General features: G+C 53.2%; 12 protein-coding genes and 1 other RNA gene. 12 read left to right on the top strand and 1 reads right to left on the bottom strand.

Going from position 1 to position 11,857, the window contains the following annotated elements; genetic code table 11:
- From FGF66_RS12810 to FGF66_RS07445, 7 genes are all read left to right on the top strand, one after another.
- The coding region (locus FGF66_RS12810; RefSeq protein ID WP_211341988.1) for a hypothetical protein at positions 1 to 302 on the top strand (302 nt) is incomplete at its 5' end.
- Positions 303 to 351: 49 nt separating this feature from the next.
- On the top strand, positions 352 to 726 hold the full coding sequence (locus tag FGF66_RS07470; protein WP_246046618.1) for a DUF2442 domain-containing protein: 375 nt from the start codon (positions 352 to 354) through the stop codon (positions 724 to 726).
- A gap of 24 nt (positions 727 to 750) precedes the next feature.
- Positions 751 to 2,478, top strand: a complete 1,728-nt coding sequence (locus FGF66_RS07465) for an ATP-dependent nuclease (RefSeq protein WP_139457036.1) — start codon at positions 751 to 753, stop codon at positions 2,476 to 2,478.
- Between the two features lie 312 nt (positions 2,479 to 2,790).
- Positions 2,791 to 3,756, top strand: coding sequence for an ABC transporter ATP-binding protein (locus FGF66_RS07460; RefSeq protein WP_139457042.1), 966 nt, complete (start codon positions 2,791 to 2,793; stop codon positions 3,754 to 3,756).
- 21 nt (positions 3,757 to 3,777) lie between these two features.
- Positions 3,778 to 4,488, top strand: a complete 711-nt coding sequence (locus FGF66_RS07455) for a response regulator transcription factor (RefSeq protein ID WP_139457035.1) — start codon at positions 3,778 to 3,780, stop codon at positions 4,486 to 4,488.
- Positions 4,478 to 6,250 carry an ATP-binding protein gene (locus tag FGF66_RS07450; RefSeq protein ID WP_139457041.1) on the top strand — a complete coding sequence of 591 codons (1,773 nt, stop codon included), beginning with the start codon at positions 4,478 to 4,480 and terminating at the stop codon, positions 6,248 to 6,250. Before FGF66_RS07455 ends, FGF66_RS07450 begins: the two co-directional genes overlap by 11 nt.
- A gap of 113 nt (positions 6,251 to 6,363) precedes the next feature.
- Positions 6,364 to 7,614 carry a mechanosensitive ion channel family protein gene (locus tag FGF66_RS07445; protein WP_139457034.1) on the top strand — a complete coding sequence of 417 codons (1,251 nt, stop codon included), beginning with the start codon at positions 6,364 to 6,366 and terminating at the stop codon, positions 7,612 to 7,614.
- Here FGF66_RS07445 and FGF66_RS07440 read toward each other — a convergent pair.
- Positions 7,604 to 8,122 (bottom strand): NUDIX hydrolase, encoded by a 519-nt coding sequence (locus tag FGF66_RS07440; RefSeq protein WP_139457033.1) that lies wholly within the window; start codon positions 8,120 to 8,122, stop codon positions 7,604 to 7,606. The two genes, FGF66_RS07445 and FGF66_RS07440, sit on opposite strands and share 11 nt — an antisense overlap.
- 212 nt (positions 8,123 to 8,334) lie before the next feature.
- Here FGF66_RS07440 and bcp point away from each other — a divergent pair, with 212 nt between their 5' ends.
- From bcp to FGF66_RS07415, 5 genes are all read left to right on the top strand, one after another.
- Positions 8,335 to 8,805 (top strand): thioredoxin-dependent thiol peroxidase, encoded by a 471-nt coding sequence (gene bcp / locus FGF66_RS07435; RefSeq protein ID WP_139457032.1) that lies wholly within the window; start codon positions 8,335 to 8,337, stop codon positions 8,803 to 8,805.
- Between the two features lie 3 nt (positions 8,806 to 8,808).
- Complete coding sequence (locus FGF66_RS07430) at positions 8,809 to 9,372, top strand: YqgE/AlgH family protein (protein ID WP_139457031.1); 564 nt, start codon at positions 8,809 to 8,811, stop codon at positions 9,370 to 9,372.
- 165 nt (positions 9,373 to 9,537) lie between these two features.
- Positions 9,538 to 9,942, top strand: a transfer-messenger RNA (tmRNA) gene (ssrA, locus tag FGF66_RS07425).
- A gap of 273 nt (positions 9,943 to 10,215) precedes the next feature.
- Positions 10,216 to 10,779 carry a hypothetical protein gene (locus FGF66_RS07420; protein WP_139457030.1) on the top strand — a complete coding sequence of 188 codons (564 nt, stop codon included), beginning with the start codon at positions 10,216 to 10,218 and terminating at the stop codon, positions 10,777 to 10,779.
- A 411-nt stretch (positions 10,780 to 11,190) separates the two neighbouring features.
- Positions 11,191 to 11,652: a hypothetical protein gene (locus FGF66_RS07415; RefSeq protein ID WP_139457029.1), complete on the top strand. Its 462-nt coding sequence runs from the start codon at positions 11,191 to 11,193 to the stop codon at positions 11,650 to 11,652.
- Positions 11,653 to 11,857 lie beyond the last annotated feature (205 nt).

Genomic DNA, 11,857 nt, shown 5'->3' with positions numbered 1-11,857 from the left:
CTGCGGCAAACTCAACATGGCTATCGAATCATGACGGAACAGCAGAAGCCCTTACCCACGATATTCTGCGAAGAACCTATTTTTTTGAAGTGATTATAGTTCAACGAAGCCCGCAAACAGATTCTGCTACCGCGCAAGTTATGATAAAGCCTCAAATCACTGCTATAATAAACAGCCTTTATTCAGGAAGCAATCGTAGTGACGAAGAGTTACGAGTACCAGCAGGAGAGTGTGCTAATGGCCGCATGGCCAAGCAGGGCGTTATCGCTGGAAGCTTTGGTATAACCGATAACCTTCGTTAGATTTACACTTGGTTTATAGGTTATCTTATACCGTATCCGATGACTGCTCATGAGTGAACTTGAAACAGAAGAACGGGAAATCCTTGAAGCCTTCGAGGCGGGCGAACTGAAACGGGTGCCCGATGCCGATGAGCAAATGGCGCAGCATCGATTAGCTGCGGAAGTAAAAGTTGTCAAGCCGTTATCGGATTATCGCATTTATGTTGAAATCGAAGATGGGCGTCAGGGTGTTTTTGATATGAAGCCATACCTTGATCGCGGAGTTTTCCGGGAACTTAGGGATGAACATTATTTCAATCAGGTAGGTATTCTTTTCGGCGCTGTCACTTGGCCGCACGAACAGGATATTGCGCCAGAAACTCTCATTGAAGAGATAGTGCCGGTTGAAGCTAGGCATGATTCTGGAAATGATAAATCAGAATAAATATAATAAGACGAAGAAGATTAGATGAAATTACACGCAATTTCGGTATCTCAATATAGAAGCATTTCTTCCGCTAAACGAATTCGTTTGGGACGATCAACCGTTTTGATTGGCCCAAATAATGAAGGTAAATCGAATATTCTTCGTGGTTTGGTATTAGCCATGACAATTCTTACAAGAGATCGACAAAGATTTATGCTTGGTCGGCGTTATCGAACAATTAATAGTGCTCGTGGTTATAATTGGGAAAAGGATTATCCTATTAATCTTCAAAAAAAGTATCCTAATGGGGAGACTGAGATAATTTTAGAGTTTACGCTGGAAGACAAAGAGTACGATGAGTTTTATCAAGAGGTAAATAGTAGAATCACTGGCAATCTACCTATTAAAATAGGAATTGGAAAAAATGGAGTGACCGTTTCGTATCATAAGAAGGGAAAGGGTTCAGCTTCATTATCCAAGAAATCACCTAAAATTGCTGATTTTGTTTCTAGTCGGATTGAGTTTGAACATATTCCTGCCGTTAGAACAGCCCAATCCGCACAAGATATAGTATCAGACCTTGTTAATCGTGAATTATTAGGTATTGAAGATCATCCAGATTATCAAAATGCACTGAAAAAGATTGAAGAATTACAAAAACCTATTCTCGAAACCTTGTCAGTTAGTATTTACCAAACTTTAAAAAAATTTTTACCCCAAGTTAAAAAAGTCAAAATTGAATTACCTCAAGCAGAAAGAATGCAGGCATTTCGAAGAGGCACTGAAGTGTTGGTTGATGATGGAACTATGACACCATTGCAGTATAAAGGTGATGGAGTGCAAAGTTTAGCGGCATTAGGAATTATACGTCATGCATCAGATAGAACATCTGGTGGTAAGAAGTTCGTCATTGCCATAGAAGAACCAGAATCCCATCTTCATCCCAATGCAATTCATGAGTTAAAAGAAGTTATTGATAAGCTGAGCGAAAAACATCAAATTATAATCACATCTCATAATCCTCTTTTTGTTGATAGACGAGCCATATCAAATAATATTATTGTTAATGACCGTAAAGCTAAACCCGCAAAAAATGTTGAAGAAATAAGAAAAATACTTGGTGTTCGTGCTTCTGATAATTTGAGAAATGCAGAGATGGTGCTGGTTGTCGAAGGTGAAGATGATATTATTAGCTTAAAAGCAATTATTCAAGGATATTCTGAGTATTTGTCAAAAGCTATTGAAAATGGATCGCTTGCTTTTGACTCATTAAACGGAGGTACTAATTTATCTTACAAAATTAGTTTACTTCGCGATGCAATATGTTTATATCATGTGTTCGTTGATGATGATCGGTGTGGAAGGGAATCTTATAAAAAAGCAAAAGAAAGTGGCTTGCTTGAAGATGGTCAGATTAATCTCGCAAAAGCTTGTGGACGAAACGAAAGTGAAATTGAGGATTTATTTGCTGTAGATATTTATAAGGCATCAATTGAGAATAAGTATCATATCAATTTATCAATCCCGAAGTTTAGAGGAAAGAAAAAGTGGTCAGAGCGTCTAAAGGATGTATTCGATGCTCATGGGAAGCCTTGGGATGATTCCATAGAGAAAGATATAAAATATATGGTCGCAAAACAGGTCTCACTGAATCCCAAGGAAGCAACAAACGTTCAAGACAAACTTATTATTGAATCACTGATTAACGCTTTGGAGACCAGACTCAGAGAAAAAGAAAAAGCACAACAAGATGTTTCAGTGGACGGATAGGTAATAACATCTAAGTATTGCTGCCAAACATTCTTACAAAATCGATATTAAACCAAGATTTTACGCTTAGTGATTCGTGAGTCGGGTATCATCCGCCGGATTGCCAAGTTCCTCCACTCCTCGCCATCACAGGATCTGAGCCTCACCCCCAATCCTCCCAACTCAAACTTTCTCCCCCCATACTTTGTGAAATTTGTGCAAATTACTGGCTGGCGGGCCTGCCGGGTCTGCATTAACGTTGTCGTCTGTCGTACATTCAATCTCGTAAAAGTCAAGAGCGTCACCTACGGACTGGCGCTGCGCAATCAGATTATGGAGCATATTCTCGAACTCAAGGATCTGAAAACCTGGTACCGAACCGACAACGGTATCGCCAAGGCTGTCGATGGCGTCAGCTTTTCGCTCGAGCCGAACCGCATCATCGGCATCGTTGGCGAGTCGGGGTGCGGCAAGTCGGTGACGGCGCTCTCGATCATGCGGCTCGTGCCGATGCCGCCGGGCTACTTCGCCGGGGGCGACATTCTTTGGAAGGGGCGCAGTATCGTCAAGGCAAGCGAAGCCGAGATGCGCAAGATTCGGGGCAACGAGATCGCCATGATTTTTCAGGAGCCGATGAGCTCGCTCAATCCGGTCTTCACCTGCGGCGACCAGATCATGGAGCAGATCCTCAACCACCGCGATGTCAGCAAGTCGGAAGCGCGGCGGCAGGCGGTGGAGCTGCTGAACCTTGTCGGCATTCCGAATCCGTCGGAGCGCATCTCCTCCTATCCCCACGAGCTGTCGGGTGGAATGCGCCAGCGAGTGATGATCGCGATGGCGCTCTCCTGCGGCCCGGAGCTGCTCATCGCCGATGAGCCGACCACGGCGCTCGATGTGACCGTGCAGGCGCAGATTCTCGAACTCATCGGCAGGCTGCGCCAGGAGCGCGGCATGAGCGTGATGCTCATCACCCACGACTTCGGCGTCGTGGCCGAGCTGTGCGAGGAGGTGGTCGTGATGTACGCCTCGCGGATCGCCGAGAGCGGCGCGGTGCGGCACATTTTCGACAACCCGCTCCACCCCTACACGCAGGGGCTGCTCAAGTCGATTCCCCGCCTCGGCGCCAAAAAGGAGCGGCTGAACGTGATCGAGGGCAACGTGCCGAGCGCCACGCGCCTGCCGGATGGATGCCGCTTCGCCGGACGCTGCCCGCTGTCGGACGACCATTGCCGCAAGGAGCAGCCGCCCCTTCTCGAATATGAACCGGGCCATCGTGCGGCCTGCTGGAAAATCGCCTGAAATGAACACAATTGAACAAGCATGGCTGAAACCTCCATACTGATCGTCGAAGATGACCGGAACCTTGCCGGACTGTTGAAGTACAACCTCGAAAAGGCTGGCTACGCCTGCGTTCACGCGGCCACCGGCGAGGAGGCGCTCGAAGAGCTGAAACGTCATGCCGTCAGTCTGGTGCTGCTCGATATCATGCTGCCCGGCATCGACGGCTTCGAGGTGTGCCGCCGGATTCGCCAGGATGTGCAGTACAGCGACCTGCCCATCGTGATGCTGACGGCCAAGGGGGAGGAGATCGACAAGGTGTTCGGCTTCGAGCTTGGCATCGACGACTACGTGGTCAAGCCCTTCAGCCCCCGCGAGCTGAATCTCAGAATCCGCGCCATCCTCAAGCGCGACCGGCGCAACCGCAGCAACGTGCAGGAGGTGCTCCGTTCGGGAGGCATCGAAATCGACATCGGCCGCCACGCCGCCACGCTCGACGGACGCCCGCTGGTGCTGACCCTCATGGAGTTCAAGCTGCTGACGCTTCTCCTGAAACGCAAGGGGCAGGCGCAGACGCGCGAGGTGCTCCTGAGCGACGTTTGGGATGTGGACAAGAGCATCAACACCCGCACCATCGACACGCACGTCACCCGCCTCCGCGAAAAACTCGGCGACTCCGGACGCTTCATCAAAACCGTGCGCGGCCTTGGCTACAAGTTCGACGAAAACGGCGAGGAGTCCGGTGAAGGCTAAGCTCTCATTCAGACTCGGTCTGGTTTTCGGGCTGATCATTTTTTTTTCGCTTGCCTTCAGCTATGTCTATCAGGGGCGTCAGCTCCGCAAGGTGGTTTTACAGAATGTTCGCACCAGCCTTCTGCACGACCTTCGCCTCACCGCCGGAATGCTGGAGAGCCGCCCGCCGGGGTGGACGGATCCGGCGCTCCCCGACGAGTGGGCCGACCGGATCGGCAAGACGCTCGATGTTCGCGTCACGCTGATCGGCCCCGATGGCAAGGTCATCGGCGATTCCTACGTTCCGGTGGCGAAGCTGCCATCGCTCGAAAATCACGCTAACCGCGAGGAGGTCAGGGCAGCGCTCTCGGGCGGACTCGGCGAGGCGACGCGCTTCAGCGTCTCCATCCGCGAGAACATGCTCTACATGGCGATGCCGGTCGGCCAGCCCGCGCCCTGGGCGGCGATCCGGCTCGCCAAGCCGTTGCACGACATCGCCGCCGTCGAGGCGCAGATCGACCGGGGCATCGAGGGCGGCCTCTATTGGGCGCTCCTGCTCGCGTTGACGGCGGGCGCGCTCTCGGCGATGTTTCTCTCCCGCCCGCTCGTCCGCATCGCCAGCGCCGCCGACCGCTTCCTGCACGGCGAGACGGAGGTGAAGATTCCGGTCAGGCATGACGACGAGATCGGGCGTCTGGCGCGGGCGTTCAACTACCTTTCCGAAGAGATCGTGCGGCTGACCCGCAAGGAGGAGTGGCTGCGCGAGGTGCTGTCGAGCATTCGCGAGGCGATTGTCGTCACCAACGCGTCGGGCGAGATCGTGCTGGCCAACCCCGCCGCGTCGCGGCTCTTCATGATCGAGGCCGCCCGCAAGCGCTCGATTCCCGTGACCCATATCGAGGACGCGGCGATGCGCGAGCTGTTCGAGCGGGTACGCCGACGGCAGAGCGGCATCTTCAACGAAGAGCTGACGGCCATGACCTCGAAAGGGAAGCGTACGCTCAAGGTGACCGCCGTGCCGGTCATGAAAGGCTCGCAGTTCGACGGCACGGTGCTGGTTATCAACGACGTGACCCGTCTGCGCAATCTGGAGCGCACCCGCCGCGACTTCGTCTCCAGCGTGTCGCACGAGCTGCGCACCCCGCTGGCGAGCATCAGAGGCTATACCGAAACCCTGCTCGAAGGGGCGATCAACGATCCCGAAAACGCCACGGCGTTCCTGAACATCATCCTTCAGGAGAGCGAGCAGCTCACGACGCTGGTCAACGACGTGCTCGACCTGTCGCGCATCGAGTCGGGCAAAATCGTCTATACCTTCGAGGCTGTCGAGGTGAAGCCGCAGCTCGAAAAAACGGTGGCGCTGTTCGAGCGCGCCGCGTCGCGCAAAGGTGTCGCTATCGAGCTGATCGCGCCCGACGGCTTGCCACCGGTTCTGGCCGACAGGAGCTACTTCGACATTGTCATGCGCAACCTCATCGACAACGCCATCAAATATGTCGATGAAAACCGGGGCCGCGTCAGGGTCAGCGCCTACGCGAGCGGCGATAGTGTCAGCATCGAGGTTTCGGACAACGGCATCGGCATATCGCAGGCCGATCTCGACCGGATTTTCGAGCGCTTCTACCGCGTGGACAAGGCGCGTTCGCGCGAGCTTGGCGGCACGGGCCTCGGCCTGTCGATCGTCAAGCACATCGTGCTCGCGCACCGGGGCAAGGTTGAGGTGCGCTCCCGGATCAATCGCGGCTCGACCTTCACCGTCACGCTGCCCGCCGCCGGAGCCTGACGCGCCGGGCGCGGGTCACTTTTTCGGATAGTCCGCGATTTTTTTGTACATAACCCTACAGGCTATGCAAGAACGCGCCTCCACCTGAACCGCTAATCTCCAATCCTGCCGTCATGCTCGACTCTCTTCTTCGCTACATCGAATCCTTCAAAATCGACCACGCTATCGCCATGCCGCTGGCCACGCTGCTTGCCGTGCTCGCCGCCGTACTGCTCATCGCCGCCGTCGAGGTCATCACCAAAAAGGTGCTGCTGCGGTTCATCCACCGGTTCGCCAGCCGGACGGCAACCAACCTCGACGACCTCATGGTCAGCCATGGCGTGTTCGACTGGATCGCCCGGCTCGTGCCGCCGCTGCTGGCCTACCGGATGGCCGCGCCGGTTCTGAAGTTCTACCCCGCCGCGACGCCGCTGGTCAACGACAGCCTCGTGATTTACTTCGCCGTCGTGGTCATTCTCTTGGCGCTCTCCGTGCTCGATGTTCTCTACCAGTTCTATTCGGGCCATCCGGTCGGCAAAAAGCTCCCGATCAAAAGCATCATCCAGGTGTTCAAGACGGTTGTGCTCTCGATCGGCGTGGTGGTCGTCATTTCGCGGCTCATGGGGCAGTCGCCCGTGGTGTTCATCAGCGGTATCGGCGCGTTTACGGCGGTGCTGTTGCTTATTTTCAAGGACTCGATCCTCGGCCTGGTGGCGGGCATCCAGCTTTCGACCAACGACCTGGTGCGCATTGGCGACTGGATCACGATGCCCAAATACGGCGCGGATGGCGACGTGATCGATATTTCGCTGGTGACCGTCTCGGTGCAGAATTTCGACAAGACCATCGTGGTGCTGCCGGCCTACACGCTCATTTCGGAGGGGTTCAAGAACTGGCGGGGAATGCAGGAGTCCGGAGGGCGGCGCATCAAGCGCTCATTCAACATCGACATGCAGAGCATCCGGTTCCTCGACGGAGAACTCATGAAAAAAATCGAGAGCGTCCAGCTCCTGAAGCCCTACCTGCGGGAGCGCCTCGATGAGATCGCCAGCTACAACCGGGCGGTGGGAGTCGATGAACGCTCGCCGGTCAATGGCCGCCGCCTCACCAACCTCGGCACTTTTCGCGCCTATCTTCAGGCCTACGTTCACAGCCTGGCCAGAATCAATACCGGCATGACGATCATCATCCGTTATCTGCAACCGGACGCCTTCGGCTTGCCGTGCGAAATTTACTGCTTCACCAAAACGAAGGATTGGGCGGAATACGAAGGGGTGCAGTCGGATATTTTCGACCATGTTTTCGCCGTGCTGCCCTGCTTCGAGCTCAAGGCCTATCAGCTTCAGGGCGCGGTGGTTCCGCAGCCGCCAGCCGTCACAGCGTAAGCGACAGGTCGCGCTCCGGCCAGCGGCTCGCTTCAATGATCTGGCGATGCAGCGGAATCCGCACCGGCGGCATGTTGCCAGGGCTGTAGAAGCCCGCCTCGAACACCTCGTGGTTGATCGAGATGCGCTCGTGCGCCGCGACGACGCGGTAGGCTACCGCCATCAGCGAGCCGTACAGCTCCGATTCGAGATGCCATACTCCGATGAGCCGATCGATTTCGCCCTCCAGCGAGGTCTCCTCGAACAGCTCCCGCAGGCACCCCTCTTCGGGCCGCTCGCCCGCTTCGAGAAACCCGCCGGGCAACGCCCACTCGTTGAAGGCCGGTTCATGCGCCCGCCGGATGACGAGCAGCTCGTTGTTCCGGTTGACCGTCAGGGCGACGGCGACCGGCAGGGGATTGACGTAGTGCACCCATCCGCACAGCGGACAGCTCATCCGGTCGCGGCCATCGATGAACGTTTCATTCAAAGGGGTGGTGCAATGCGGACAAAAAGCAAAAGGCTTCATACCGGAAATACTTGGTATCGGTTTCGTTTCAAAATGGAGGCGCAATGCCGCCGATCGGTTTCATGCGAAAAAAACGGGGGCTGTGCTCAAATAATTTCTGAAGATGCGCATTCCCGCTCTGGCGCAATGACAAATCCCGGAAACTTTTTGCGGGCGGATATGAGTTCCGGATGCTGAAAACTCAATGAAAATGTAATTATAAATTACCACTCATGGCACTATTGCAGGCAGGCCAGAAAGCTCCGGAGTTTACCGCCAGAGACCAGGATGGCAAGGAGGTTTCCCTCCGTGATTATCTCGGAAAGAGGGTCGTGCTCTACTTCTATCCCAAGGACGATACGTCAGGTTGCACCAGGGAGGCTTGCGCTTTTCGTGACAATTTTCCTAATTTTAAAGAGATAGATGCCGTAGTGCTTGGCGTGAGCGTCGATGGGCAGAAAGCCCACCGAAAATTCGCCGACAAGTATGAGCTGCCCTTCACGCTTCTGGTCGATGACGAGAAAAAAATCGTCGAAGCCTATGGAGTCTGGGGACTCAAAAAGTTCATGGGCAAGGAGTACATGGGCACGAACCGGGTCACCTATCTGATCGACGAAGAGGGCAATATCGAGAAGGTGTGGCCCAAAGTCAAACCCGAAACGCACGCCGCCGAAGTTCTCGAATGGTTGCAGCAAAAAACGTGACACATGACAAACGAATTTGAAATACTCAAGTCGGGCAAGCTCCTGCTGGCCTCGGCAAATCTCCTTGAGTCCAATTTCAAGCGGACGGTGCTGCTCATATGCGAGCACAACGATGAGGGGTCGATCGGTTTCATTCTGAACAAGCCGATGGAGTTCAAGGTGTGCGAAGCCATCAGCGGATTCGACGAAATCGACGAGCCGCTGCATATGGGCGGGCCGGTGCAGGTCGATACGGTGCATTTCCTGCACACGCGGGGCGACGTGGTCGATGCCGCCGTCGAGGTGGTTGCCGGCCTTTTCTGGGGCGGCGACAAGGAGCAGCTCAGCTACCTCATCAACACCGGCGTCATCAAGCCGTCCGAAGTCCGCTTCTTTCTCGGCTATGCCGGATGGAGCGCGGGGCAGCTCGAAGAGGAGTTCGAAGAGGGGGCGTGGTACACCGCCGACGCATCGAGCGAGCTGATATTCACCGACGAATACGAACGGATGTGGAGCCGCACCGTGCGCTCCAAAGGCGGCGAGTACTGCTATGTCGCCAATTCACCGGAGCTTCCGGGAATGAACTGATCTTTCGATTTCGATGCGCCAAACAGCTCACTTGACATATTTCTGCTTCAATCGTTCATTCGAAATCAAAACCATGCTTCCCGGAACTGTTCTGCCGGCAGGGATGTTGTCAATGTCGGGAGAAAGTGGTATCTACTCCTGATCACAATTGTTCTTTGACTTACTGGGGATGACAGGCTATCGACAGGATAGGTGTGAGATGTCGTTGCACTCCGAGTTTCAGCATGGACGGACTCGTTAAAGAAGTCTATGTACCAAATAGATGCAGACGATTATTCGTATGCAATGGCTGCCTGATTAACAAAAGTTAACACAGACGCCATCGTCCAGCGGTGAATGCGCTTACTCTGAAGGCGCTGGATGGCATAACCCGCGCTTGAGCCTACGGGTTCGCGCAAGTAAGCTTCATACGTTCAGGCCCACTGGGGCGTATGAATATTTGTGAGGGATAAGGGGACGAACGCTGCTGGCGGTGTAATCGTACCACGAAAACTTAATTACCAGAGATGAGTGTGGTGACTGCATCAAGCAGTGTTCTGGACGCGGGTTCAAGTCCCGCCATCTCCACGAAAGCGACAAATAAGGCAGGTCCGTCAGTACGAGGGCTTGCCTTTTTTTTGTGCCTGCACGTACCTCTTTTGCGATAAGTCCAATCAGTCGGATCTGACCGATCTGGTGAAAAAATCTCGATCTGGCGAAAAATCTACCGCACCTCCCGCCGGTTGCGCGAGCGCTGTTTTGTGTCGCTGAAGAGCGCGTCAGCGCTTAAGCGGGCCGGGTTAATTCATTGAAAATCGATACCTTGAGGAAAGCACTCACTCAATTCAGCCTCGGAGACGAGTCATGAAGCCATCCAGACTTTTCGTATCGGTACTGTCGTGCGGCATCGCCCTGTTCACGTTTAACGGCGCGGCACAGGCTCGGCTCATGTATGAGCCGCTTCAAAACAAAGCACCGCTGAAGATTTATCAGTACCCGAAGGTCAAGCTCTGCGCCGACCTTACAGCCAATCTCACCGTCACGAAAAGTGACACCGGCAGGGTAACCATTACCGGCACGGTGACAAATGCGGGCAAAGCTCATTGCAAGACAGCCTCCGTGGCTGAGCTGATCATGAATCTGAGCTATGCTCCACAGTATTCCTACGCCAAAACCGGCGTTTCGGACATACTCATTTCACGGTCGTTCAACGATCTCAAGGCAGGCGATTCGATACAGGTCAATGCCGTTTATCAGATTCCGGACTTTGGAGGCTGGTCTTCGGCCACTGTGCAAGGCAATGCCAAACGCCTCTTCACCCTGCGCGTCATCAGGCAGGACGGAGCGCCCTACAGGCAGGACGAAGATTGCGACATAGAGAACAATGTCGCGGATGCCGTGGTTTTCTATCAGGACATGACACACTGACAGATACCGCGTCCTGATTCAGGTTGTCCGATCAAGGTTGTATTTTTTTACAGCAATGCGCGACGTCAGCGCCATGCTGACGAACTTGTCTTCAGTTCGTTTCGTAGTATCTGAAGCCGGAAAAGTCACCGGTTCTCGGCCTTCCCCACGCAAAGAGCCGTCACTCCGGAGGTTTTTGATGAAAATTATGAGAAATTTCTCTCCCTGGCGAACTTTTAAAATTAAAGCCACGTTTATTATTGAATCGTGACTGTATAGTATAGCATCGTTTTCCCCCCCCTTTTTTTCTTATCTCGCTGATTACTACTGCAATCACCAAGTGTAGTAACCCGTAGTACTTGGTAGTACCCTCAGACTTCATTTAGCCTGTGAATCTTTGTGCGGCGCGCAAATATTGCGTATCGCCCAGGGATGATTTTATCAATTGCCAAAGGACATGCTATGCCTGATAACAGTAGAGACCCTCTTGACTTGCTGGATCAAATGTACACCGTTGCGTACTGGATGACTGGTTCATTGAGAAAAACAAACAATCTTGTTTTTAAAACCTATCAACTGGTGGACTCTGAAACCACTGAAGTGCAGTTGTTTAAAACATTCAGAAAAGTGTTTTACGAGCACCTGTGTTTCGGTATGACCTTTTTGGTGTCGCATCAGGATTTCGAAAACGAAGAAAGCGCGGAGTCTGGAAAAATCAAACAGGAAATCGATGGCCGGTTTGCTGTTTTGCTGGCGGAGGTCTGCAAGCTGAAACATCAGGCGATATCGAAAATCCTGGATCAGCCGGTTGAACAGATTCGCTTGTTGCTGACCTCGAAGCGAAAATCGATGCTTTCAGGATTGCTCAATCTCGCGCTCGTCTGTTATATGTGATCACGTTCAGCTAATTTCCGCGTGTAAAATTCTTATTGACAAGATGCATTGAGCAATGAATGACTTCGAGGCATTGAGCAAGATGGCATGGTCGCAATATGGCCATCAGCAGGGTTTGATCGATATCCAGGTTGAAGGCGATCCAGGAGTCGGTCTCAGGTACAGATTTGCCGATTCGGACTGCGCCGGTCAGTTTATGAGATTG

The organism is Chlorobaculum thiosulfatiphilum (assembly GCF_006265165.1).
GTDB classification, from domain to species: domain Bacteria; phylum Bacteroidota; class Chlorobiia; order Chlorobiales; family Chlorobiaceae; genus Chlorobaculum; species Chlorobaculum thiosulfatiphilum.
Note: the sequence above shows the minus strand (reverse complement) of the source record. Positions and strands in the feature narration are given on the sequence as shown.

What these genes read in the sequence shown, in the direction of transcription:
- FGF66_RS07470 (WP_246046618.1), top strand. Translation starts at nt 352, where the DNA reads ATGAGTGAACTTGAAACAGAAGAACGGGAAATCCTTGAAGCCTTCGAG.
- FGF66_RS07465 (WP_139457036.1), top strand. Translation starts at nt 751, where the DNA reads ATGAAATTACACGCAATTTCGGTATCTCAATATAGAAGCATTTCTTCC.
- FGF66_RS07460 (WP_139457042.1), top strand. Translation starts at nt 2,791, where the DNA reads ATGGAGCATATTCTCGAACTCAAGGATCTGAAAACCTGGTACCGAACC.
- FGF66_RS07455 (WP_139457035.1), top strand. Translation starts at nt 3,778, where the DNA reads ATGGCTGAAACCTCCATACTGATCGTCGAAGATGACCGGAACCTTGCC.
- FGF66_RS07445 (WP_139457034.1), top strand. Translation starts at nt 6,364, where the DNA reads ATGCTCGACTCTCTTCTTCGCTACATCGAATCCTTCAAAATCGACCAC.
- FGF66_RS07440 (WP_139457033.1), bottom strand. Translation starts at nt 8,122, where the DNA reads ATGAAGCCTTTTGCTTTTTGTCCGCATTGCACCACCCCTTTGAATGAA.
- bcp (WP_139457032.1), top strand. Translation starts at nt 8,335, where the DNA reads ATGGCACTATTGCAGGCAGGCCAGAAAGCTCCGGAGTTTACCGCCAGA.
- FGF66_RS07430 (WP_139457031.1), top strand. Translation starts at nt 8,809, where the DNA reads ATGACAAACGAATTTGAAATACTCAAGTCGGGCAAGCTCCTGCTGGCC.
- FGF66_RS07420 (WP_139457030.1), top strand. Translation starts at nt 10,216, where the DNA reads ATGAAGCCATCCAGACTTTTCGTATCGGTACTGTCGTGCGGCATCGCC.
- FGF66_RS07415 (WP_139457029.1), top strand. Translation starts at nt 11,191, where the DNA reads ATGATTTTATCAATTGCCAAAGGACATGCTATGCCTGATAACAGTAGA.